The sequence below is a fragment of the Conexibacter sp. CPCC 205762 genome, from assembly GCF_030646155.1.
GTDB lineage: Bacteria > Actinomycetota > Thermoleophilia > Solirubrobacterales > Solirubrobacteraceae > Conexibacter.
Map to the genome: position 1 here is coordinate 204,188 of NZ_JAUTDN010000003.1, position 22,923 is coordinate 227,110.

The following is a 22,923-nucleotide window of genomic DNA, read 5'->3' on the forward strand; positions in this document are numbered from 1 at the left end:
AGCAGACCTCAGCCCGCGAGTGCGCCACCGTCTACGACGAGGTCGGCGCCGGTCATGTACGCGGAGTCGTCGCAGGCGAGGAAGAGCGCGGCGCGGGCGATCTCGCCGGGCTCGCCGACGCGGGCGGCGGGCAGGTGGTCCCAGCGGCCGGGGGCGTCGGGCTCGGGGACCATCGCGGTGCGGACGCCGCCGGGGACGAGCGCGTTGACGCGGATGCGGTCGGGCGCCAGCTCCAGCGCGGCGACGCGGGTGAGGCCGCGCAGCGCCCACTTGGAGGCGGAGTAGGCGCCCAGCTCGCGATAGCCGGTCATGCCGGCGGTCGAGGAGACGTTGACGATCGCGCCGCCGCCGGCTCGCCGCATCGCCGGCGCGCAGGCGCGGATGCCGAGGAAGGGGCCGCGCGCGTTGACCGCCAGCATGCGGTCGAAGCCGGCCGCGCTCTCCTGCTCCAGCGCCGCTCTCCAGTGGACGGCTGCGTTGTTGACGAGCACGTCGAGACGGCCGAAGCGGGCCTGCACCGCGGCGACGGCGGCCTCCCACCGCGCCTCGTCGGCGACGTCGAGCGCGAGCGCGAGCGCGCGGCCGGGGCCGGCCTCGGCGTCGATCTCGGCGGCCAGCGCAGCGGCGTCGCCGGCGAGCAGGTCGGCGATCGCGACGCGGGCGCCCTCGGCCGCGAACAGCCGCGCCTCGGCCGCGCCCTGGCCGCGCGCGGCGCCGGTGATCAGCGCGACACGGCCGGCGAGACGGCCATCAGATGCCATAGCCGCCGTCGACGTCGAGCAGCTGGCCGGAGATGAAGCCGGCGCGGTCGGAGGCGAGGAAGCAGACCGCCTCGGCGATGTCGCGCGCGCTGCCGAAGCGGCGCAGGGCGATGTTGCGGCGCGTGATCGCGAGCGCCTGCTCGTCGAGGTCGCCGGCGGCGATCAGCCGCTGCGCCATGCCGTCGGTCAGCATCCCCGGGCCGACGCAGTTGGCGCGGATCCCGAACCGCCCCTCCTCCGCCGCGATCGCCCGCACGAGCTGCTCGACGGCCGCCTTCGGCGCGGCGCTGAGACCGTCGCGGACGGGATAGCGACGGGTCGCGGCGGTCGTGACGGCGACGATCGAGCCGCCCGCCTCGCGCAGCGCCGGCAGCGCGGCGCTGACGACGTTGAAGGCGGCGACCGCCTCCCCGTTCACCGCTGCGGCGAACTGCGCAGGCGGCACGCGGCTGAGGTGCAATTGCGGGATGTGCGGGCCGGCCGCGTGGACGAGCGTGTGCACGCTCCCCACGCTCTCAAGCAGCGCGGCGGTCGCGTCGGCGTCGGTGAGGTCGAGCGCGTGCGCCTGCGCATCGCGCCCATGCCGCCGCACCTGCTCGGACACCGCTTCCGCCGCATCGGAGTTGGAGCGGTAGGTGAGCACGACGTCGCTCCCGCGCTCGGCCAGCAGGCGGCAGATCTCCGCTCCCAGTCCTCCGCTGCCGCCCGTGACCAGCGCCACGCCGTCGCGCGCGGCGAAGTCGGCGCCGCTCACAGCCGCTCGACGATCGTCACGTTCGCCTGGCCGCCGCCCTCGCACATCGTCTGCAGGCCGTAGCGGCCGCCGCTGCGCTCCAGCTCCGCCAGCAGCGAGGTCATCAGGCGGGCGCCGGTCGCGCCGAGCGGGTGGCCGAGCGCGATCCCGCCGCCGTTGACGTTGACGCGCGCCATGTCGGCGTCGAGCTCGTTCGCCCACGCCAGCACGACCGGCGCGAACGCCTCGTTGATCTCGACGCGGTCGACCTGGTCGAGCGTCATGCCGGCCTTCGCCAGCGCGCGCTTCGTCGCCGGGATCGGCGCCGTCAGCATGAAGACCGGGTCGTCGCCGCGGACCGACAGGTGGTGGATGCGGGCGCGCGGTCTCAGCCCGTGCTCCTTCACCGCCCGCTCGGAGGCGACCAGCAGCGCGGCGGCGCCGTCGGAGATCTGGCTCGCGAGCGCGGCGGTGACGCGGCCGCCCTCGCTCAGCGGTCTCAGCCCGGCCATCTTCTCCAGCGTCGTGTCGCGGCGCGGGCCCTCGTCGGTGACGACGCCGTCGAGCGGGGCGATCTCGCCGGCGAAGCGGCCCGCGTCGATCGCGCGGATCGCGCGCTGGTGGCTCTCGTAGGCGAACGCCTCCATCGCGTCGCGCTCCAGCTCCCATCTGGCGGCGATCAGCTCGGCGGCGCGGAACTGGGAGATCTCCTGGTCGCCGTAGCGGGCGCGCCAGCCCTTCGAGCCCGAGAAGGGATCGCTGAAGCCCAACGGCTCGGCGACGGTCATCGCGGCGGAGATCGGGATCGCGCTCATGTTCTGCACGCCGCCCGCGACGACGAGGTCCTGCGTCCCGCTCATCACGCCCTGGGCGGCGAAGTGGAGCGCCTGCTGCGAGGAGCCGCACTGTCGGTCGACGGTCGTGCCGGGGACGGCCTCGTCGAAGCCGGCCGCAAGCCAGCAGGTGCGGGCGACGTCCCCGGCCTGCGGGCCGATCGTGTCGACGCAGCCGAAGACGACGTCGTCGACCGCCGCCGGGTCGACGTCGACGCGCGCCATCAGCGCCTGCAGCGCGTGCGCGCCGAGGTCGGCCGGATGGACGGCGGCGAGCCCGCCCCCGCGCCGGCCGACCGGCGTCCGCACTGCGTCGACGATGTACGCCTCTGCCATCGCTGCTCCTCTTCTCCGGCGGGATGCGGCCGCATGCGTGCCGCTCTCGATTCAGACCATACAAGCATTTGCTTGGTTGGTCTATGATCCTCTCCGTCCGACAGGGAGGGAACCGGAGTGGCCACACCACCAGACCGCCGCGCGATCATCCTCGACAAGGCGGCCGAGCTGTTCGCGCGCAAGGGCATCTCGGCCACGACCGTGCGCGAGATCGGCGACGCCGCGGGGATCCTCTCCGGCTCGATCTACCATCACTTCGACTCGAAGGACACGATCATCGACGCGATCGTGTCGAGCTACTTCGACGACATGCTCGCCGGCTACGCCGAGGTGCTGGCCTCCGACGCCGACGCGAGCGAGCGGCTGCACGGGCTGGTGCTGACCTCGCTCCACTGCGCCGCCGCCCACCCGCACGCCTCCGAGCTGTACCAGCGCGACCGCAACCATCTGCGCGAGACGCCGCGCTTCGCCTACGTGCGCGACGCCGTCGCGGAGATGCGCCGCACCTGGCTGACGGTGATCGAGGCCGGCGTCGCGGAGGGCGCCTTCCGCACCGACATCAGACCGAAGATCCTCTACCCGATCATCCGCGACGGCCTCTGGCGGACGGTCGAGTGGTTCCGCCCCAGCGAGGCGTACGACACCGACGACCTCGCCGACGACTGCTTCGCCTTCTTCCGCCAGGCGCTGGCGGTGCAGGTGCCGGCGGCGGCCGCCTGAGCGGCGCCGCCGGACGGGCCGGCCGGCGGCCCGCCGAGCGTCACGCCGCCCGCAGCAGCCCGGCGCGCTCGGCCGCCAGCCGCCGCAGCGCGCGCGGCGTGCCGTACAGCTGCTCGGTCGCCTTCGCGCGCTTGAACCAGAGGTGCGCGTCGTGCTCCCAGGTGAAGCCGATCCCGCCGTGCAGCTGGATCGCCTCGGCGGCGACGCGGGAGGCGGCCTGCGCGCAGACGGCCTTCGCCAGTGGCGCCGTCACGGCCAGCTCCTGCGGCGCGCCGTCGACCGCCCAGGCGGCGTAGTGGGCCGTCGCGCGAGCCCCCTCCAGCTCGGCGGCGAGGTCGGCGCAGCGATGGCGCAGCGCCTGGAAGCTGCCGAGCACGCGCCCGAACTGGACCCGCTCCTTGAGGTAGGCGACGGTCTCGCTCAGCGCGCGGTCGCCGACGCCGACGGCCTCCAGCGCCTGCGCGACCCACAGCGTCTCGCCCAGCCGCGCCAATGCCGCCGCGCCCTCGCCGGGCGCGCTCAGCCTGACTGCCGGGGCGGCGCTCAGGTGCAGCGCCGCCTGGCCGCGCGTCTGGTCGACGGTCGGCCGTGCGACCACTCTCACGCCGCGCGCGCCGGCCTCGACCGCGTACAGGGCGGGCTCGCCGGCGGCGTCGCGCGCGGCGACGACGAACAGCCGCGCGAGCGCGCCGTCGAGCACCTGCGGCGCGACGCCGTCGAGCAGCGGCGGGCTGTCGCCGTCGTCGCCGGCGGCGCGCGCGGTCGCGCTCGCGACCGCGCGCAAGGGGTCGCGCGCATCGAGCGCGAGGCCGATCGCGTCGCCCGCGACGACGCGCGCCTGCAGCTCGGGCGTCGCCGCCAGCGCGGTCGCGCCGACGACCGTCGGCAGGTACGGCGCCGGCAGCAGCGCGCGGCCGATCTCCTCCAGCGCGATCCCCGCCTCCACGAACGAGGCGCCGGCGCCGCCGACCGCCTCGGGCAGCGCGACGCCGGTCAGCTCCAGCTGCTCGATCAGCTGCGCCCAGGTCGCCGGCTCCCAGCCGGCGCGGACCTGCTCAGATCTGGCCCGCCGGGCGAGGAAGGCGCGCACGACGGCGCGCAGCTCCTGCTGGTCCTCGGTGAACGCGAAATCCATCTCTCACCCTCGCGGAAGGCCGAGCATCCGCTCGGCGATGATGTTGCGCTGGATCTCGTTCGAGCCGGCGTAGATCGTGTCCGAGCGCGTGTACAGCCAGAGCGCCTGGTCGCCGTCGAGCGCGTAGCCGTCGCCGCTCGCGGCGAGCGTCGTCTCGACCCCGCGCACGTCGATCGCCAGCTCGCCCAGCCGCTGGTGCCACGGCGCCCACAGCAGCTTCGCGACCGAGGCCGCGCCGGCGGCCGCGGTCGGGTCGCCCGCGAGCGTGCGCAGCGCGTTGAAGCGCAGCACGCGCAGCTCGCAGAAGGCGGTCGCGATCCGGTCGGCGATCTCGGGGTCGTCGATCGCGCCGCTCGCGCGGGCGCTGTCGGCGATCTCCTCCAGCTCGCGCGCGAAGCCGATCTGCTGGCCGAGCGTCGCGACGCCGCGCTCGAAGGCGAGCGTCCCGAGCGCGACCCTCCAGCCGTCACCGGGCGCGCCGACGATGTTCTCGGCGGCGGTGACGGCGTCGGAGAAGAAGACCTCGCTGAACTCCGAGGTGCCGGTGATCTGCACGATCGGGCGGATCTCGACGCCCGGCTGGTCCATCGGCACGAGCAGGTAGGAGAGCCCCTTGTGACGCTCGGAGCCCGGCTCGCTGCGGACGACCGCGAAGGTCCAGTCGGCGTGCTCGGCGAGCGAGGTCCAGACCTTCTGCCCGTCGATCCGCCAGACGTCGCCGTCGAGCCGCGCCTGCGTGCGCACGGCGGCGAGGTCGGAGCCGGCGTCGGGCTCGGAGTAGCCCTGACACCACAGCTCGGTGCCGCGCAGGATCCCCGGCAGGAAGCGCCGCTTCTGCGCGTCGGTGCCGTACGCGAGCACGGTCGGCGCAAGCAGCTGCTCGCCGACGTGGTTGACGCGCCCGGGGGCGCCGGCGGCGGCGTACTCCTCGTGGAAGATCACCTGCTGCAGCAGCGTCGCCTCGCGGCCGCCGTGCTGCCTGGGCCAGTCGAGCCCGATCCAGCCGGCGGCACCGAGCTCCCGCTCCCACGCCATCCGCACGTCGAGCCCCTCGTGCTCGCGGCCGGGCCGGCCGGCGCCGCCGAGCGCGGCGTAGTCGCCGACGAGGTGGTCGCGCAGCCAGGCGCGCACCTCGGCGCGGAAGGCTTCGTCCGCGGGGGTGAAGCGAAGGTCCATCTCAGGCCGCCCCGTAGACCGGCGGCGGCACCGGCGCGCGCTCGATCAGCTCGGCGATCACCGGCCCGAGGCGCGCCGGCTGCCAGCGCTCGCCGTTGTCGGCCGGCTCGCTGTAGCGCCAGCCGTCGGCGACGCTCAGCTTGCCGCCCTCGACCTCGAAGACGCGGCCGCTGACGCCGCCCGCCTCGACGCTGCCGAGCCAGACGACGAGCGGCGAGACGTTGGCCGGGTCCATCGCGTCGAAGCCCTGCTGCGGTCTCGCCATCGCCTCGGCGAAGACGGCCTCGGTCATCGGCGTGCGGGCGCTCGGCGCGATCGCGTTGACGGCGATCCCGTAGCGCCCCAGCTCGGCGGCGGCGACCTGCGTCAGCGCCGCGACGCCGGCCTTGGCGGCGGCGTAGTTGCCCTGCCCGACCGAGCCGAGCAGGCCGGCGCCGGAGGAGGTGTTGACGATCCGCGCCTGCGGGTCGCCGCCCGCCTTGGCGATCCCGCGCCAGTGCTCGGCGGCGTGGCGCAGCGGCACGAAGTGGCCCTTGAGGTTGACGCGCAGGACCGCGTCCCACTCCTGCTCGCTCATCGAGACGAGCATCCGGTCGCGCACGATCCCGGCGTTGTTGACGAGCACGTCGAGTCTGCCGTAGCGCTCGACGGCGGCGGCGACCAGGCCGGCCGCCTGCTCCCAGTCGGCGACGTCGGCGGCGTGCGCGACGGCGTCGCCGCCGGCCGCGCGGATCTCCTGCGCGACCTGCTCGGCGGCCGTGCCGACGTCGTTGACGACGACGCGCGCGCCCTCCTGCGCGTAGGCGTGCGCGTGCGCCCGCCCGAGTCCCTGTCCGGCGCCGGTCACGATCGCGACCCGGCCCTCGACGATTCCGCTCACTCGCTCTCCTCGCTCACTGCCTGCAACCCCGTCAGCGCCGCCTCGGCCTCGGCGACGATCCGCTCGATCAGCTCGGCGCAGCTCGGCAGGTCGTCGATGCGCCCGACGACCTGGCCGCTGGCGAGCACGCCGACGTCGATGCGGCCGTCGTGCAGCCCGGCGCGGTAGAGCATCGGCGCGTTGGCCGACATCACCACCTGGCTCCAGCTCAGCTCGCGCGACCGCTTCGTCGTGACCGCCTCGCGCACGAGGTCCGGCCACGACGCGCCCGACAGCCGCTGGAAGGCGATCGCGTTGCGCGCCGCGCGTGTCAACCGCTGCCACGGTCTGGTCGCCTCGATCCGCTCGACGACCTCGGTCCGCAGCACGCGGTTGGGGACGCCGTCGACCTCACGCGTGACGACCGTGTCGGTCACCGCCCGCTGCAGGTACGCCTGCTTGACCGCATCCGCGACCGGGCTCTCCCGCGTCAGCAGGAAGCGCGTGCCCATCGCGATCCCGGCGGCGCCGTAGGCGAGCGCGGCGACGAGGCCGCGGCCGTCGCAGAAGCCGCCGGCCGCGATCACGGGGATCTCGACGGCGGCGCAGACCTGCGGCAGCAGCACGCTCGTCGGCACCGTGCCGGTGTGGCCGCCGCCCTCGGCGCCCTGCACGACGACCGCGTCGGCGCCCCAGGCGGCGACCTTCTCGGCGTGGCGGACGGCGCCGATCGACGGGATCACGACGAGACCGCCCTCCTTGCAGCGCGCGATCAGCTCCGGCTTGGGCGCGAGCGCGAAGGAGGCGACGCGGACGCGCTCGCGGATCAGCAGCTCGACCTGCTCGCGCGCGTCAGGCCGGTCGGCGCGCAGGTTGACGCCGAACGGCCTGTCGGTCAGCGCCTTCGTCGCGGCGACCGCCGCGGCCAGCTCGCGCGTGCTCATCGTGCCGCCGGCGACGATGCCGAGCCCGCCGGCCTCGGCGGTCGCGGCCGTCAGCCGGGCGTCGGATACGTAGCCCATCCCTGTCTGGACGACCGGGTGGGCGATCCCGGTCAGCTCGGTCAGCGCCGTTCTCACCGGTCCGGCACCTCCTGCTCGCGCAGGCCGCGCGGGTCGAGCACGTCGCGGATCAGCCGCAGCTCCTCGTCGCTGGGCATGCGGCTGGTCGCCGGCTCGCCGCCGCCGGCGACCTCCAGTTCGAAGCCGGTCGCCGCCTGCACCTGCTCCAGCGACGTGCCGGGATGCAGCGAGACGAGCCGCAGCGTGCCGCCGGAGCCGCCGAAGTCGAGCACGGCGAGGTCGCTGACGACCCGCCGCAGGTCCATGTGACGGGTCGCGGCCGGGCCGGCCTCCGCCGCGGCGGCGGGGCCGACGCCGGAGATCATGTCGACCCGCTCGACGAACACGCGCGGACTGTGGCGCGGCACCCAGTAGCTGGTCGGGTGGCTGACCGTGTTGCCAGGGGCGCCGCGGACGCCGAGCAGCTGCACCTTCGGTCGCGCGTACTCGCCGCCGATGCAGGAGATGTTCGCGTTGCCGTGGCGGTCGAGCTGGCTCGGGATCATCATCACGTGGCGGCGGCCGCGCCAGACGAGTTCGAAGATCGCGCGGAAGGGGACCCAGCCCTCGCGTCGCGGCGGCTCCTCGCCGACCGCCCAGACGCCGCCGGCGAAGGCGGCCTCGCCGTCGGTCAGCAGCAGCTCGGGCGCGAAGGTTGCGCGCGCCAGCCGCGCGCCGATCGCCGGGACGGTCCCGAACGGGCTGGCGAGCAGCTCGCCGTCGCCGCGCCAGGCGTCGGCGCAGGCGACGGCGCAGACCTCTGCGCGCGTGGCGGTCGTGACGCTCATGCGTGCACCTCCGAGTCGAAGGCGGCGACGGCGCGGCGGTAGTCGCCCTCGTCGCCGGCCAGGAAGCGCGTCTGGAAGGCGGCCCAGCGGCCGGCGTCGCCGGCGGCCTCGACGTAGGCGCGCTGGAAGCGCTCGTCGCGCTCGTAGTCGGGCGCGCACGAGGTGAAGTGGGCGCCGCCGGGCGCCTCGACGACGCCGCGCACCATCCAGCGCGCGACGCGCACGCCCTGCAGCGGCCCCTCGCTCGTCAGCTCGCCCGCCGGCACGACCCGCTCGCAGGAGACGTAGGCGCGCTCGGCGGCCATGCAGAAGAGCTCGTCGAAGTAGGGGTCGGGGCCGAGGAACTGGGCGTTGCCGGCGGCGTCGGCGCGGTTGAGGTGGACGAGCGCGGCGTCGAGCCTGAGCGCCGGCATCGCGATCAGCTGCTCGCCGTCGCCGTACGGCGAGACGATCGTTCTCAGCTCGGGGTTGGTGCGCATCACGCCGGAGCCCAGGCCCGCGCGGGTGGGCAGGAACGGCAGCCGGTTGGCGGCCGCGTAGAGGCCCCAATAGAGCATGCCCTCGTCGTACTCGACCGACTCGATCGCGCCGGCTTGGCGGGCGGCGCGGAAGTGCGGCTCGAGCGCGATCGAATCGAGCGAGACGAAGCCGTAGACGAGCCGTCTGACCTTGCCGGCGGCGCACAGCAGGCCGACGTCCGGCCCGCCGTAGGCGACGACCGTGAGGTCGCGCAGGTCGCTGCGCAGCAGCGCGCGCACGAGCGACATCGGCTTGCGGCGCGAGCCCCAGCCGCCGATCCCGATCGTCATGCCGGAGCGCAGCTCGGCGACGACCTGCCCCTCCGTCATCAGCTTGTTCGACACGTTGCCTGACTCCTCCCCGTCGACGCGATGCACTATTAACCTAGCAAGCGCTTGGTTGAATGTCCATGCCTTGGCTGCCGATCCCCGCATCGACGTAGCGACGGACCATGCGGACGTAGTTCGCCGCCCCGCGCAGGACGTAGTCGCGGTCCGGGTGGACGGAGGGCACGACGCGCGCCGGGACGCCCTGCGCGCGATGGCCGCCCGGCACCTCCAGCCGCGCCGCCAGCACCGCTCCGGAGGCGGCGACCGAGCCGGCGCGCAGGATCGCCCCGGGCAGCACGTGCGCGCCGACGCCGACGAGGCAGACGTCCTCGACGATCGCCATCTCGATGAAGGCGAGGTGGGCGACGATGCAGTCGTCGCCGACGACGGTGAGCGCGTCCGGCCCGCTGTGGATGACGGCGTTGTCCTGCACGCTCGTGCGCGCGCCGATGCGGATCGCGCCGAAGTCGCCGCGCAGCACCGCGCCCGGCCAGACGCTGCTGTCGGGCCCGATCTCGACGTCGCCGACGACGGTCGCGGCCGGATGGACCCAGGCGGTCGGGGCGATCCGCGGGACCCTGCCGCCGAGCGCCTCGATCATCGCGTCGCCGCCTCGACCGCCACCAGCCAGCCGGGCTTCTCGCCGCCGCCGTCGGCGCGCAGCTCGGCGCCGCTGACGTAGCCGGCGAGCGGCGAGGCCAGCAGCAGACAGGCGTCGGCGATGTCTGCCGGCGCCGCCATGCGGCCGGCCGGGATCGTCGCGTGGACGGCAGCGAGGCCGTGCTCCCCGCCGTAGTGCGCGGCCGAGCCGTCGGTCTGCACGAGCCCGACGGTCACCTGGTTGACGCGCACCTTCGGCCCCCACTCCAGCGCGAGGCCGCGCGTGAGCGTGGCGAGGCCGGCCTTCGCCGCCGCGTAGAGGACGGTGCCGTGCGCCGGCCGCTCGCCGGCGACCGAGCCGATGTTGACGATCGCGCCGCCGCCGGGCTGGCGCTGCATCGCGGCGTTGGCGCGCTGGGCGACCCACAGCGGCGCGAGCAGGTTGAGCGCGACGACCGACTGCGCCAGCCGTGCGCTCGTCTCGGCCGCCGAGGCCGCGGCGGTGCCGCCGGCGTTGTTGACGAGCACGTCGAGCTGGCCGAACCGCTCCAGCACCGCGTCGACGACGCCGGCCGCCTGCTCGGGCTCGCGCACGTCGGCCTGCAGGAAGACCGCCTCGCCGCGCTCGCCGCGCGGCGGCTCGTCCGGCGCGCGACGGCCGCAGACGACGACTGTCGCGCCGACATCGAGGAACCGCTCCGCGATCGCGCGGCCGATCCCGCGCGTGCCGCCCGTGACGAGCACGACGCGGTACGACATGTCGAAGCCCTGACCCATGCGCCCTCTCTCCTTCGGCGGCTGACCAAGCAAGTGCTTGGTCAGCCTATCAGCCGAACGGCTGCTCCGGCCTCGCCGGGCCTAGCCGACGCCCCAGAGTCTCTCGTACTGCGCTCTGTAGTCCTCGACCGTCGGGAACTCGTCGGTCGTGCTCGGGATCGTGTCCTTCGTGACGACCCAGTGCGGGTAGGTCTGCGCCGTCGACGGGTCGGTCGACTCGCCGTTGACGCTGCGGATCAGGAAGTCGACCGCGCGCCACATCAGCTCCGGGTAGCCGTAGATGTGCTCGGCCACGACCGACTGCCCGGCCTTCAGGTAGCCGGCGGTCGTCGGGTTGTTGTTGATGCCGACGAACTTGACGCCGTCGCCGACGCCGGCCGACTGCAGCGCCGCTGGGACGCCGACCGACATGTCGGCGAAGCCGTTGACGACCCAGTTGACGTCCGGGTGCGCCTGCAGGTAGGTCGAGATGCGCGTCGGCAGGTCGTTGCCGATCGAGGTCGCCGGCACGTCGAGCTCGTCGACCGAGCAGGAGTCGCAGTATCTCTCGATCGTCTCGCCGAACGATCTGCCCAGCAGCTGCACCGTCGGGTAGGCGGCGACGCCGACGATCATCGCCTTGATGTCCTTGCCGCCAGCGTCGACGAGCGCGTACTTCGCCAGCCGCTCGCCGGCCGCGACGTAGTCGGGCGTGCCGGCGAAGACCGCGGAGATGCCTCTGCCGGGCGGGTCGGTGACGGAGATGTCGACGACCGGCACTCTCGCCGCCTCCAGCTCGGCCAGCTCCGGGTTCATCATCGTGCGCGGGAAGCCGGAGGCGACGACGCCGTCGGGCTTGTCCTGCGCCGCCTGGCCCCACGCCGCCTTCACCGACTCGGGCGTGACGCCGGCCTTGATCGCCTTGACCTTCCAGCCGACGGCGTCGGCCGCCGCTCTGAGGTACTCGCCGTTGGTGGCGCAGACCGGCGAGCCGCACTGGATGTAGTAGATCTCCTTGCCGGTCGGGATCTCTCTCTCGATCGGCGCGTCGATCCCGATGCTCGTCGGGCGCGTCGTGAACTCTCTCACCGCGTCGGTGACCTCGGCCGGCAGGCCGCTGTCGGCCGGCGCGGTCGCCGCGCCGCTGGTGCCGGCGCCGTCTCCGCCGCCGTCGTCGTCGCTGCTCCCGCAGGCGGCGACCGTCAGCACGAGCGCGAACGCGGCCACCAGCGCCACGATCGCCCGCGCCCAATCTCTCATCCGCACCGTCTCTCCTCCTCGACTAGACCAAATGCTTGCTTGGTAGCGTAAGCGGGCGAGGCGACGGGCGTCAAGCGAGCGGTGCCGCGGGCGCGGCGGCGGACGCGGTCTACGCCATCGCGATCCCGCCGTTGACGCTCAGCACCTGGCCGGTGACGAAGCCGGCGGCGGGCGAGGCGAGGTAGCCGATCGCCGCCGCGACCTCCTCCGGCCTGCCGAGGCGGCCGGCCGGCGTCGCCCGCAGCAGCCCCTCGCGCAGCCGCGGGCGGGCGTCGAGGATCGCGCGCGAGGCGGTCGTGTCGACCGGGCCCGGACAGACGACGTTGGCGGTCACGCCGTCGCGCGCCAGCTCGCGCGCGACCGACTTCGCGAAGCCGAGCAGACCGGCCTTGGTCGCCGCGTAGACGGCCTCGCCGCCGGCGCCCGCACGGGCGCTGTCGGAGGCGACGTAGACCAGCCGTCCCCAGCCGCGCTCTTGCATCGCGCCGGCGAGCGTCTGCGTCAGCGCCATCGGTGCGCGCAGGTTGAGCTGCCACAGCCGCTCCCACTCGCCGCGCTCGTGCTCGGAGAAGCGCGCGACGACCGGCAGCCCGGCGACCGAGGCGAGCACGTCGGGCACGTGCGCGGCCAGCCGCGACGGCGCGCCGTCGTCGAGCAGGTCGCAGGGATCGGCGACCAGTCCCGGCAGCTCGGCCTCCAGCGCCTCCAGCGCGGGGACGGGCAGGTCGGTCGCGACGACGCGCGCGCCGGCGCCGTGCAGCTCGCGGCAGACCGCGCGCCCGATGTCGCTGCCGGCGCCGGTCACGAGCGCCACCCGCCCCGCGAGCGCGCCGCCGCCCGCCGCCGCGCCGCCGCCCGCGTCTCTCTTCTGATCCATGGCGTGAATCTAGCAAGCGCTTGGTCGGTACGCTAAGGTTCAGAGGCGGTGGGACGATGCCCACCGAGAGGCGCGCCGGCGTGCGGCGCACCGTGTCGCGAAGAGGAGAGGCAGCTTTGCCCGCAGCACCGTCACACCCGCCCGCCGGCCGCTCGCTGCTGGCCGGCCGCACGGTCCTCGTCACCGCCGCCGCCGGCACCGGCATCGGCTGGGCCGCCGCCGAGCGCGCCGCGCTGGAGGGCGCGCGCGTCGCGATCTCCGACGTGCACGAGCGCCGCCTGGACGAGGCCGCCGACAGACTCGCCGCGATCGCCGGCGAGCGCCCGCTCGCGATCCCCTGCGACGTGACCGCCGAGACGCAGGTCCAGCAGCTGGTGGACGGCGTCGTCGCCGCCTACGGCCGGCTCGACGTGCTCGTCAACAACGCCGGCCTCGGCGGCGAGACCTCGATCCTCGAGATGCGCGACGAGCAGTGGTCGCGCGTGCTCGACGTGACGCTCAACGGCACCTTCCGCTGCACCCGCGCCGCGCTGCGTCACATGGTCGCGCGCGGCAGCGGCGCGATCGTCAACAACGCCTCGATCTCCGGCTGGCGCGCACAGGCCGGTCAGGCCCACTACGCCGCCGCGAAGGCCGGCGTGATGGCGCTGACGCGCTGCGCCGCGCTCGACGTCGCCGACAGCGGCGTGCGCGTCAACGCCGTCGCGCCCAGCATCGCGATGCATCCCCACCTCGCCAAGACCTCCTCGGAGGAACTGCTCGCCGAGCTGTCTGCGAGAGAGGCGTTCGGCCGCGCGGCCGAGCCGTGGGAGGTCGCGAACGTGATCGTCTTCCTCGCCAGCGACTACGCGTCGTACATGACCGGCGAGGTCGTCTCCGTCAGCAGCCAGCACCCCTAGGAGGGCCCGCATGTCACCGCCGCCGCTCGTCACCGCGACCGTCGACGACGACGGGATCGCCGAGGTCGTCGTCGACGCCCCGCCCGTCAACGCGCTGCCCGTCGCGGGCTGGTTCGAGCTGGCGCGCGTGCTGCGCGAGCTGGGCGAGGACGAGGCGGTCCGCGTGGTCGTGCTGCGCGCCGAGGGACGCGGCTTCAACGCCGGCGTCGACATCAAGGAGATTCAGCGCGAGGGCGGCTCGCACCGCGCGCTGATCGGCGCCAACCGCGGCTGCTACGCCGCCTTCGCCGCCGTCTACGAGTGTGCGGTGCCGGTCGTCGCGGCCGTGCACGGCTTCTGCCTCGGCGGCGGGATCGGGCTCGTCGGCAACGCCGACGTGATCGTCGCCAGCGACGACGCGACCTTCGGCCTGCCGGAGGTCGACCGCGGCGCGCTCGGCGCCGCCACCCACCTCGCGCGGCTCGTGCCGCAGCACAGGATGCGGGCGATGATGTACACGTCGGCGACCGCGACAGCCGCCGAGCTGCACGCCTTCGGCAGCGTCCTGGAGGTCGTCCCGCGCGAGCAGCTGCGCGACGCCGCCCGCGCCGTCGCCGCCCAGATCGCGGCCAAGAACCCGGTCGTGATCCGGGCCGCGAAGGAGGCGCTGAACGGGATCGACCCGGTCGACGTCAAGCGCAGCTACCGCTTCGAGCAGGGCTTCACCTTCGAGCTCAACCTCGACGGCGTCGCCGACGAGGTCCGCGACACGTTCGGCAAGGACTGACGCGGATGGACCTCACCTACACGCCGGCCGAGGAGGCCTTCCGCGCCGAGGCGCGCGCCTGGCTGGAGGCCAACGTCCCGCACGACCTCGCCTCCGGCGACAGCGCCGAGGGCTTCGCGCAGCATCTCGAATGGGAGCGCGCGCTGCACGCCGCCCGTTGGGCGGTCGTCTCCTGGCCGGAGCGCTACGGCGGTCGCGACGCCTCGATCTGGGAGTGGCTGATCTTCGAGGAGGAGTACTACCGCGCCGGCGCGCCGATGCGCGTGACGCAGAACGGCATCTTCCTGCTGGCGCCGACGATCTTCGAGTTCGGCACGCAGGAGCAGCAGGACGCGCTGCTGCCGCGGATGGCCGCCGCCGAGGACCTCTGGTGCCAGGGCTGGTCCGAGCCGGGCGCGGGCAGCGACCTGGCGGCGACGAAGGCGCGCGCTGTGCGCGACGAGGCGGGCGGCGGCTGGCGCCTCACCGGCCAGAAGACATGGACGACCCGCGGCGCGTTCTGCACCCACATGTTCGGCCTCTTCCGCAGCGACCCCGGCAGCGAGCGCCATCGCGGCCTGACCTACTTCATGGTCCCGCTCGACGCGCCCGGCGTGACCGTCCGCGGCTTCGGCCGGCTCGACGGCGACGAGGGCTTCGCCGAGGTCTTCCTCGACGACGCCTTCGTCCCCGACGACGCGGTCCTCGGCGGGGTCGACAGAGGCTGGTCGGTCGCGATGGCGACGACCGGCTCCGAGCGCGGCCTGACGCTGCGCTCGCCGGGCCGCTTCCTGTCTGCGGCCGAGCGGCTGGTCGAGCTGGCGCGCGATCGCGGCGCCCGCGAGGACGCGCTCGCGCGCGACCGCGTCGTGCGCGCCTGGATCGACGCCGACGCCTACCAGCAGTTCACGCTGCAGCAGGTGACCGAGATCGCCGCCGGCAGCGCGACCGGCGCCCGCTCGTCGCTCAACAAGCTGTTCTGGTCGCAGCTCGACGTGCGCCTGCACGAGACGGCGCTCGACCTGCTGGGTCCCGAGGCCGAGCTGGACGGTCCCTGGTCGCGCGGCTTCCTGTTCGCGCTCGCCGGCCCGATCTACGCCGGCACCAACGAGATCCAGCGCAACATCGTCGCCGAGCGCGTGCTCGGCCTGCCGCGGAAGTGAGGACGCGATGCGCTTTGCGTTGAACAGCGACCAGGCCGCCCTGCGGGAAGCGGTGCGCGACCTGCTGAGAGCCGAGTGCCCGCCTGCGGTCGTGCGCGCCGGCTGGCCCGGCTCGGAGGAGTCCGACCTCGCGCGCGTGCGGCGCGTGTGGGACCAGCTCGGCGAGATGGGCGTGCTCGGCGCGGCCGTGCCGGAGGCCGACGGCGGCCTCGGGCTCGGCGCCGTCGCACTCGTCGGGCTGCTGGAGGAGGCCGGCCGCGCCGCGCTGCCGCTGCCGCTGATGGAGACGGCGTTCGTCGCCGGCCCGCTGCTCGCCGCCGCCGGCGAGGCCGCGCTGGTCGAGCGGCTGGCGGCCGGCGAGCTGGTCGTCGGGGCGGCGCTCGACGGGTCGGGGATCGTCCCCTTCGCACAGGTCGCCGACGCGCTGATCGCGGGCGACGCCCGCGCGCCCGGCGGCGAGCTGCGGCTGCTGCGACCGCCCGCGTTCGCGCCGCTGGAGTCGATCGACGGGGCGCGGGGCCTCGGCCGCGTCGCCGCCGACGCCGGCCTCGTGCTCGACCTCGACGCCGCCGCGCTCGCGGCCGCCTGGGAGCGCGGCGCGCTCGGCGCCGCCGCGCAGCTGCTCGGCCTCGGCCGCGCGCTGCTGGCGCTGGCGGCCGACTACGTCACGGAGCGCAGACAGTTCGGCGTCGCGATCGGCACCTTCCAGGCGGTCAAGCACCAGCTCGCCGACGCGCTGCTGGCGCTGGAGTTCGCCGCCCCGGCGGTGCTGCGCGCCGCCTGGTCGCTCGACCGCGGAGCCGGCGACGCCGGCCGCGACGTCGCCGTCGCGAAGGCGCTCGCCTCCGACGCGGCGCTGCAGGTCGCGGCGACCGCGCTGCAGGTCCACGGCGCGATCGCCTACACGGTCGAGTACGACCTGCACCTGCACGCCAAGCGCGTCTGGGCCGGCGCCCGCGCGTGGGGCGACGCCGACTGGCAGCGCACGCGGGTCGCCGCGGCGCTGGGACTGCTGCCCGAGGAGGCGCTGCGATGAGCGAGCAGGAGACCGAGCAGGTCGTCGTGACCGAGCGCCGCGGCGCGGTCGCGATCGTGACGATGAACCGGCCGAGATACCGCAACGCGCAGAACTCGGCGATGACGTACGCGCTCGACGACGCCTTCTACGCCGCCGTCGAGGACGACGAGGTGAAGGCGATCGTGCTGGCCGGCGCCGGCGACCACTTCTCCGCCGGCCACGACATCGGCTCGCCCGGCCGCGACGCCGACAGGTCGTTCCCGCGCCGCGCGCAGCTGTGGTGGGACCACGTCGGCAAGGCCGGCGCCGAGCAGCGGATCGCGCGCGAGGCGGAGGTCTACGTCGGCATGTGCCGGCGCTGGCGCGAGCTGCCGAAGCCGACGATCGCGATGGTGCAGGGCGCCTGCGTCGCGGGCGCGCTGATGCTGGCGTGGTCGTGCGACCTGATCGTCGCCGCCGACGACGCCTTCTTCGCCGACCCGGTCGTGCGGATGGGGATCCCCGGCGTCGAGTACTTCGCCCACCCGTGGGTGATGGGGCCGCGCTTCGCGAAGGAGATGCTGTTCACGGGCGAGCGGATCGCGGCCGAGCGCGCGCTCGGGCTCGGCATGGTCAACCGCGTCGTCGCGCGCGGCGAGCTGGAGGCCGAGACGCTGGCGCTGGCGGACAGGATCGCGGCGATGCCGCGGCTCGGCCTGGCGCTGACGAAGAAGGCCGTCAACCAGGCCGAGGACCTGATGGGGCTGCAGAGCGGGATCGACTCGGTCTTCGGCCTCCACCACGTCGCGCACGCGCACAACGCCGAGGTCGGCAGCGACCATCTCGGCGGTCACGACGCGCGCTCGATGCGCGACGCGGCGCGCTAGTCCTTCGCGCGCTTTCGCTTCCCGCGCGCGATCCCGTCGAGCAGTATCGAGAGGTACTGCTCGGCGATCTCCTGCGCGCTCTGGGATCCGCCCGGTCTGTACCAGCGGGCGACCGTCCACAGCGTCGCGCGGATGAAGCGGTAGGTCAGACCGGGCTCCAGCGAGCGGCGGAACTCGCCCTCCTCGACCCCGCGCTGGAGCACGCCGACCCACGCCTGCTCGAACCGTCTGCCGGCGTCGGCGAGGTAGGCGAAGCGCTCCAGCTGCGCCAGGTGGCGGCCGTCGTTCTGGTAGATGACGATCGCCTCCTGGTGCTGCTCCATCGCCAGCAGCGAGGCGGTCGCGAGCGCCTCGAAGGTCTCGCGCGCGGACCCGTCGGCGGCGACGATCTCGTCGTAGCGGCCGAGGATCTCGTCGAGGAAGGCGCTCAGGATCGCGTCGGCGATCGCCTCCTTGGAGCGGAAGTGGTGGTAGAGGCTGCCGGAGAGGATCCCAGCGGCGTCGGCGATGTCGCGCACGGTCGTCGCGTTGTAGCCGTCGCGCGCGAACAGGCCCGCGGCGAGCTGGAGCACCTCAGCCTGGCGCTGCGATTCGGCGCCGCGGCCGTTTCTGGCCGCCGTCGCCCCCTGTGCGGCCGATTGCTTGCTTCTCCGGGCCATGGCGGGAACTCTACGGGCTGCGGCGGCCGGCCCGGAGTTTCCCCCGCGCAGCTGCCGGGCGGTGTAATCTACCAAGCACTTGCTTGTTTGTCGGACGCCGCAAGGAGGAGAGCAGTGAGCGAGACAATCCCCGGCCTCGTGCGCGACGCCGCGCGCCGCTTCGGCGCGCGCGAGGCGCTCGTCGACGGCGACGTGCGCCTCACCTACGCGCAGCTGGCGGAGCAGGTCGAGCTGGTCGCGCGCGGGCTGATCGCCTGCGGCGTCGAGCCCGGCGACCGCGTCTGCGTGTGGGCGCCGAACACGCGCCACTGGGTGATCGCCGCGCTCGCGGCGCAGAGCGCCGGGGCGGCGCTGGTCCCGCTCAACACCCGCTTCCTCGGCGCGGAGGCGCTCGACGTGCTGGCGCGCACGCGCAGCCGCGCGCTGTTCGCGCCCGACGCGTTCCTCGGCCGCGACCCGCTCGCGCTGCTGCGCGACGCCGCCGAGGGCGAGCTCGCCACCGCGCTGCCGGCGCTGGATACGATCGTCCGGATCCCGCTGGAGGGGCCGCGCGACGACGCCGGCATCGCCTGGGACGAGCTGCTCGCGCGCGCCGAGCAGGTCCCGGCGGAGACGGCGCGCGAGCGGGCCGCCGCGGTCGGCCCCGACGACGTCGCCGACATCCTCTTCACCTCCGGCACGACCGGCCGCCCGAAGGGCGCGATGTCCTCGCATCGGCAGACGCTCGCGGTCGCGGAGGCGTGGGCCGCGCACGGCGAGGTCGGCGCGGACGACCGCTACCTCGTGATCAGCCCCTTCTTCCACTCGTTCGGCTACAAGGCCGGCTTCGTCGTCTGCTTCCTGCACGGCGCCTGCGTCGTGCCGGCGCTGACCTTCGACGTGGAGGAGACGCTCGCGGCGATCGAGCGCGAGCGGATCACGATCGTCCCCGGCCCGCCGACGATCTTCCAGACGCTGCTGGCGCACCCGCGCCGCGACGAGCACGAGCTGTCGTCGCTGCGGCTGGCGGTGACCGGCTCGGCGATGGTGCCGGTCGCGCTCGTCGAGCGGATGCGCGACGAGCTGACGTTCGACGCCGTCCTGACCGCCTACGGCCTGACCGAGGCGGTCGTCGCGACGATGTGCCACGGCGACGACGCGCCCGAGACGATCTCGCGCACGGCCGGCGTCGCGACCGCCGGCTTCGAGCTGCGGATCGCCGACGCCGAGGGCCGCCCGCTGCCGGCCGGCGAGGACGGCGAGGTGCAGCTGCGCGGCCCCAACACGATGCTCGGGTACCTCGACGACCCGGCGGCGACCGCGGCCGCGATCGACGCCGACGGCTGGCTGCGCACCGGCGACGTCGGCCACGTCGACGAGCGCGGCTACCTGACGATCACCGACCGCCTCAAGGACATGTTCACCGTCGGCGGCTTCAACGTCTACCCGGCCGAGATCGAGAACGAGCTGGCGCGGCTGGAGGAGGTCGTCGCCGGCGCCGTCGTCGGCGTGCCCGACGAGCGCCTCGGCGAGGTCGGCGCCGCGTACCTGATCGGCACGCCCGGCCACGCGCTGACCGAGGAGGGCGTGATCGCCCACTGCCGCGCGCGGCTGGCCAACTACAAGGTGCCGCGGCGCGTCGTCTTCGTCGAGGAGCTGCCGCGCAACGCCGCCGGCAAGGTGCTCAAGCAGGAGCTGCGCAGACAGGCGCTGGCGGCGCGCTGAGCGGCCGCGACCGGCCGGGCCGCATTCGCCTCACGTTCTGACGAGCACCACACCCCGACGAGGATGCGCGACATCATTGACATCGAGCGTCGCGCCGATCTCAACGAGACTCATCGACTGCTCGTCGCGCCACACTCCGCGCAGCGATGCGGGAACGGGGACGTAAGACTGCTGCCGCACCGCTCGGTTCACGACGACGATGAACTTGCCTTCCCGAGCGTAGACGAGAGAAGCCGACGAACGCTCGAGAATCTCCCATCTCTCCGGTGTCTGCCCGATCGAATCGAGCAGGCGCTCAAGTCGAGCTGACGTGAGCTTGACGTTTTTGATCGCAACCTCACCCTCGGCGATGTTCGAGCGGAGGGCCGCGTCAATGAGGTCCAACGCCGCATGTTCGTCGCCCATGCGCCGTTTGAGCCACGACCATGACAGGAGCGCCACGCTGATACGTCTCTGCTCGCCGCTCGCTCGCGCGAACTCGACCGCGCGGCGGAACGAATCATCCGCCGCAGCGAGGTGTCCACTCTTGATCTGAACCTGTCCGAGCGTCGTGAACACAGACGCGCGCTGTGGCAGATCCATAGTCGCGGGCGCCTCGACAAGTTCACGTGCCAGCTTCTCGGCCTCCACCATCGATGCGCCCTTTCGCTCGAGCATCCCGTTCACGAGCGTGGTGAGGATCTGGGCGTACCCGAAGTCGTCCCGCACGTCACGCGCGATCGCGGCCGCTTCCTTGAGAATCTGCTCGGAAGGAATGCCCCCACTCATCACACCGAGCAAATGTCCGGAGATCGCGGTCATCTGGTCGGTTCCCTTGGCATCCCAGACACGCATGAAGCATCTGCGCGCCGTGGCTTCGTCGCCTCTGGCGTACGCGTAACGCCCTTCAGCGTAGGCCAACTCAGTCGCGTACGCAGCCATCACCGGCTGACGGAGCAGTTCGATTGCAGCATCCAGGTCAGCGAACCGCTGCACATGCGCAGCCGCTGTTGCGAGCCCGGCCGCGCGTCTGGCCGCATCGTCCGAGTCGACCGGGATCAGGTGATAGGCCGCACGCCACTGCGAGATACGCGCGCCTCGGCTCGCCCAGTCCGAAGCCGCATCGCTCTCGTGTGCGAAACGGCGACCGAGCAACTCGGAACTGCGAGCGAATACGTCGGTTTCTCGCAACGGCGCGAGCAATACCGCCCGCGCCGCCTCCTCCACGCGCCAGTTGTGCCCCTCCGTAAGCCGCACGAATGGCAGTTGCTTCACGCACTCGACCAGCGCATGCGACCGACCGTTGTGCCCATCCAGCTCGAGCAGTTCCACTGCCAGCTGATCGTCTACCCAATGCGGGACAGCGCACAACGCTGCAGCCCGCAGCACTTCAACCCCGATGAAGCCGGCAAGCGCGCCGAGCGACGCTTCCTCGCTCATATCGTCTCCTGCACGATCGCCTGCTTCACACGGCAGAGCATGTCGTAGACGATGGCTCCGGGCGCGCCATCAGTAAGACGCATCAGCCGCTCAGCCTCTCTGTCGGCCACCTCCGACGGCAAGCCAAGCACCCGATGCAAGTGACTGCTCACGTGCTTGTGTTTGAACAACTTAATCCGGCGAGCCCTAGCGACGTCTGGCAGATCGAGCTCACGATCGTCGATGACGAGCGCGAAACCCGAACCCCTCTCACTCAACCGGTCGAGCAGCTCTCGGCACCACGCTCGCGATTCGTCTGTGGCCCGGCTCGGTGCCTGCAGGACGAGCGCCATCTTCCCAGCGGCGACCGCATCGAGCAACACCTCAACCAGATCGGCGGCGTCGCCTTGCGGCGCCGGCTCGTTGGGATACAACCCGGACAGCGCGTCGCTCACCAGTTCGGACAGGTCGCGCACGTCGTGCCCCACACGCTGCGTGAAATCGACGTGCAATAGCACCACGCTTTCCGCTCTCCCCAGCGCGAGCGTCCAATGCAGAAGATACGAGAGGTCGGTCTTGTCGTCGCCTCGCAGCCCGATTATGCCGAGTTGGTTCGAGCGGAGTCGGACGGCGTCCTTGATCCAGTCGCGGACCTCTGTCCGCGCCACCAAACGCTCCTGCGTCAGTTCCACCTGGAGGTGTTCGCGCGCCGCCTGCGGCAGAGGGCGATAGACGGGGCCTCTGACCATTTCCGTCTCGAACTCAAGCATATCGCTCCACTCGAGCCGTCCGTCGAACTGCTCCTGCAGGATCGGGTTCGTGCGTGCGATCTGTTTCAGCAGTCGACGCCCGAGCCACTCCTGGAGCGAGTCCACGTCTTCGCCGCTGTCCTCCGGAAGGCTGAACCGCAAGCGAATCTGACGTCTGTTCGACGGGACGCCGTGACGGATGTCGACGACGCTGATGTAGTGATGGAGGTGGTAGTGGAGTTGCCCGATGCTCGAGAGATCGGCAAAATCCTCGCGCCAGAGGTCGTCGACGCGCGTCTTGTGCAGGTCCAGTTCGTCGCCCATCAGCAGCAGTGCCGCGACGCCCTCCAATCGAAGCGACTCGTTGCTCGGTCGAAGATCACGCGTTCTCAACTCTGCGATCGCATCGTCGAAGAACTCGCTCCCATGGGACTCGGCCACGATCGAGATCGCTTCCAGAAACGGCGAACTCGATGGCAGCCCGATCTCGTACTGATCCCGCTCGTGCACGAGCGTTCGATCAACGATCAGCTCGCGTGACTGCCGTGGGTGCCGCCTACGCACGTGGTTCCAGTCGCTCGAACGCATCGCATCCAGCCCTCGACCGTCGACCTTCCCGACCTGCATGCCAAGGTCGTGGAGATAGCAGGCGGCGAGCAAGACGAACAGCTCGTCGCGCGTCAGCAGATCGGTGCCGATGGCCCTGCCGAGCAGGCCAATGATACGGCGCGAATGCCCTTCGGGGGTGTGGTCCGTGAACCACGTCAGCAGCACCGGATCCCAGTTCTTCCGCTGAGCGGCACGGATCTTCGCGAGGTCGATGTCGAGATCTGCCTCGCGCGCTCCTCCAGAGTCCATGCAGAGCGCCTTCAGCCGCTCCTCGAGCATCGGTTCAGTCACTCGCCCCTCCAGCTTGCCGCACCCTGTTCTGGATTCTTGCATGCGATTTCAGCGCTCCGCGCCACTACGCCGGTCGGTA

At 73.1% G+C, this 22,923-nt stretch carries 23 protein-coding genes; 7 read left to right on the forward strand and 16 right to left on the reverse strand.

All coding sequences use genetic code 11. The features are described 5' to 3' along the window. Window positions 1-8: 8 nt before the first annotated feature. From Q7L73_RS04630 to Q7L73_RS04640, 3 genes are read right to left on the reverse strand one after another with little or no spacing between them, the layout of a single operon-like run. The gene (locus Q7L73_RS04630; protein WP_304691506.1) at window positions 9-761 is read right to left on the reverse strand and encodes an SDR family NAD(P)-dependent oxidoreductase; all 753 of its coding nucleotides are present in this window, start codon (window positions 759-761) and stop codon (window positions 9-11) included. Then, complete coding sequence (locus Q7L73_RS04635) at window positions 751-1,515, reverse strand: SDR family NAD(P)-dependent oxidoreductase (RefSeq protein WP_304691504.1); 765 nt, start codon at window positions 1,513-1,515, stop codon at window positions 751-753. Before Q7L73_RS04635 ends, Q7L73_RS04630 begins: the two co-directional genes overlap by 11 nt. Beyond that, window positions 1,512-2,663 carry an acetyl-CoA C-acetyltransferase gene (locus tag Q7L73_RS04640; protein ID WP_304691503.1) on the reverse strand — a complete coding sequence of 384 codons (1,152 nt, stop codon included), beginning with the start codon at window positions 2,661-2,663 and terminating at the stop codon, window positions 1,512-1,514. The genes Q7L73_RS04635 and Q7L73_RS04640 overlap by 4 nt, the downstream gene beginning before the upstream one ends. Before the next feature lie 117 nt (window positions 2,664-2,780). On the opposite strand from Q7L73_RS04640, the gene Q7L73_RS04645 reads away from it, so the two are divergent. Continuing rightward, window positions 2,781-3,383: a TetR/AcrR family transcriptional regulator gene (locus Q7L73_RS04645; RefSeq protein WP_304691501.1), complete on the forward strand. Its 603-nt coding sequence runs from the start codon at window positions 2,781-2,783 to the stop codon at window positions 3,381-3,383. A gap of 40 nt (window positions 3,384-3,423) precedes the next feature. Here the strand turns inward: Q7L73_RS04645 and Q7L73_RS04650 are convergent, their stop codons facing one another. The 10 genes from Q7L73_RS04650 to Q7L73_RS04695 all read right to left on the reverse strand — a co-directional run bounded on the left by Q7L73_RS04650 (window position 3,424) and on the right by Q7L73_RS04695 (window position 12,743). Beyond that, entirely contained in the window at window positions 3,424-4,518 is a 1,095-nt protein-coding gene (locus Q7L73_RS04650) for an acyl-CoA dehydrogenase family protein (RefSeq protein WP_304691500.1), read from the reverse strand. 3 nt (window positions 4,519-4,521) lie between these two features. Next, entirely contained in the window at window positions 4,522-5,694 is a 1,173-nt protein-coding gene (locus Q7L73_RS04655) for an acyl-CoA dehydrogenase family protein (protein ID WP_304691499.1), read from the reverse strand. A 1-nt stretch (window position 5,695) separates the two neighbouring features. Continuing rightward, window positions 5,696-6,574, reverse strand: a complete 879-nt coding sequence (locus Q7L73_RS04660; RefSeq protein WP_304691497.1) for an SDR family oxidoreductase — start codon at window positions 6,572-6,574, stop codon at window positions 5,696-5,698. Next, window positions 6,571-7,632 carry a nitronate monooxygenase family protein gene (locus Q7L73_RS04665; protein WP_304691496.1) on the reverse strand — a complete coding sequence of 354 codons (1,062 nt, stop codon included), beginning with the start codon at window positions 7,630-7,632 and terminating at the stop codon, window positions 6,571-6,573. Before Q7L73_RS04665 ends, Q7L73_RS04660 begins: the two co-directional genes overlap by 4 nt. Beyond that, the gene (locus tag Q7L73_RS04670; RefSeq protein WP_304691494.1) at window positions 7,629-8,402 is read right to left on the reverse strand and encodes a CoA-transferase subunit beta; all 774 of its coding nucleotides are present in this window, start codon (window positions 8,400-8,402) and stop codon (window positions 7,629-7,631) included. Before Q7L73_RS04670 ends, Q7L73_RS04665 begins: the two co-directional genes overlap by 4 nt. Then, complete coding sequence (locus Q7L73_RS04675; protein WP_370552413.1) at window positions 8,399-9,250, reverse strand: CoA transferase subunit A; 852 nt, start codon at window positions 9,248-9,250, stop codon at window positions 8,399-8,401. The genes Q7L73_RS04670 and Q7L73_RS04675 overlap by 4 nt, the downstream gene beginning before the upstream one ends. A 55-nt stretch (window positions 9,251-9,305) precedes the next feature. Beyond that, on the reverse strand, window positions 9,306-9,851 hold the full coding sequence (locus Q7L73_RS04680) for a gamma carbonic anhydrase family protein (protein ID WP_304691492.1): 546 nt from the start codon (window positions 9,849-9,851) through the stop codon (window positions 9,306-9,308). Further along, window positions 9,848-10,627: an SDR family oxidoreductase gene (locus Q7L73_RS04685; RefSeq protein WP_304691491.1), complete on the reverse strand. Its 780-nt coding sequence runs from the start codon at window positions 10,625-10,627 to the stop codon at window positions 9,848-9,850. Before Q7L73_RS04685 ends, Q7L73_RS04680 begins: the two co-directional genes overlap by 4 nt. Window positions 10,628-10,708: 81 nt before the next feature. Continuing rightward, the gene (locus Q7L73_RS04690) at window positions 10,709-11,866 is read right to left on the reverse strand and encodes a substrate-binding domain-containing protein (RefSeq protein WP_304691523.1); all 1,158 of its coding nucleotides are present in this window, start codon (window positions 11,864-11,866) and stop codon (window positions 10,709-10,711) included. A 109-nt stretch (window positions 11,867-11,975) separates the two neighbouring features. After that, window positions 11,976-12,743 carry an SDR family NAD(P)-dependent oxidoreductase gene (locus tag Q7L73_RS04695; RefSeq protein WP_304691490.1) on the reverse strand — a complete coding sequence of 256 codons (768 nt, stop codon included), beginning with the start codon at window positions 12,741-12,743 and terminating at the stop codon, window positions 11,976-11,978. Between the two features lie 116 nt (window positions 12,744-12,859). Here Q7L73_RS04695 and Q7L73_RS04700 point away from each other — a divergent pair, with 116 nt between their 5' ends. Genes Q7L73_RS04700 through Q7L73_RS04720 form a run of 5 tightly spaced genes read left to right on the forward strand, consistent with a single transcriptional unit; the run spans window position 12,860 to window position 17,434 of the window. Then, window positions 12,860-13,642 (forward strand): SDR family oxidoreductase, encoded by a 783-nt coding sequence (locus Q7L73_RS04700; protein WP_304691489.1) that lies wholly within the window; start codon window positions 12,860-12,862, stop codon window positions 13,640-13,642. A 10-nt stretch (window positions 13,643-13,652) separates the two neighbouring features. Beyond that, entirely contained in the window at window positions 13,653-14,408 is a 756-nt protein-coding gene (locus tag Q7L73_RS04705) for an enoyl-CoA hydratase family protein (protein ID WP_304691488.1), read from the forward strand. 5 nt (window positions 14,409-14,413) lie between these two features. Then, a complete protein-coding gene (locus Q7L73_RS04710; protein WP_304691486.1) occupies window positions 14,414-15,550 on the forward strand; it encodes an acyl-CoA dehydrogenase family protein in 1,137 nt (378 codons plus the stop codon). 7 nt (window positions 15,551-15,557) lie between these two features. After that, complete coding sequence (locus Q7L73_RS04715) at window positions 15,558-16,586, forward strand: acyl-CoA dehydrogenase family protein (RefSeq protein WP_304691485.1); 1,029 nt, start codon at window positions 15,558-15,560, stop codon at window positions 16,584-16,586. Further along, on the forward strand, window positions 16,583-17,434 hold the full coding sequence (locus Q7L73_RS04720; RefSeq protein WP_304691483.1) for an enoyl-CoA hydratase: 852 nt from the start codon (window positions 16,583-16,585) through the stop codon (window positions 17,432-17,434). The genes Q7L73_RS04715 and Q7L73_RS04720 overlap by 4 nt, the downstream gene beginning before the upstream one ends. On the opposite strand, the gene Q7L73_RS04725 is transcribed toward Q7L73_RS04720, so the two are convergent. Then, on the reverse strand, window positions 17,431-18,093 hold the full coding sequence (locus tag Q7L73_RS04725) for a TetR/AcrR family transcriptional regulator (protein WP_304691481.1): 663 nt from the start codon (window positions 18,091-18,093) through the stop codon (window positions 17,431-17,433). The two genes, Q7L73_RS04720 and Q7L73_RS04725, sit on opposite strands and share 4 nt — an antisense overlap. Before the next feature lie 114 nt (window positions 18,094-18,207). Here Q7L73_RS04725 and Q7L73_RS04730 point away from each other — a divergent pair, with 114 nt between their 5' ends. Further along, the gene (locus Q7L73_RS04730) at window positions 18,208-19,797 is read left to right on the forward strand and encodes a FadD3 family acyl-CoA ligase (RefSeq protein WP_304691480.1); all 1,590 of its coding nucleotides are present in this window, start codon (window positions 18,208-18,210) and stop codon (window positions 19,795-19,797) included. Window positions 19,798-19,827: 30 nt separating this feature from the next. Here the strand turns inward: Q7L73_RS04730 and Q7L73_RS04735 are convergent, their stop codons facing one another. Continuing rightward, window positions 19,828-21,216 (reverse strand): hypothetical protein, encoded by a 1,389-nt coding sequence (locus Q7L73_RS04735; RefSeq protein ID WP_304691479.1) that lies wholly within the window; start codon window positions 21,214-21,216, stop codon window positions 19,828-19,830. Beyond that, window positions 21,213-22,844, reverse strand: coding sequence for a hypothetical protein (locus Q7L73_RS04740; protein ID WP_304691478.1), 1,632 nt, complete (start codon window positions 22,842-22,844; stop codon window positions 21,213-21,215). The genes Q7L73_RS04735 and Q7L73_RS04740 overlap by 4 nt, the downstream gene beginning before the upstream one ends. Between the last annotated feature and the right edge of the window lie 79 nt (window positions 22,845-22,923).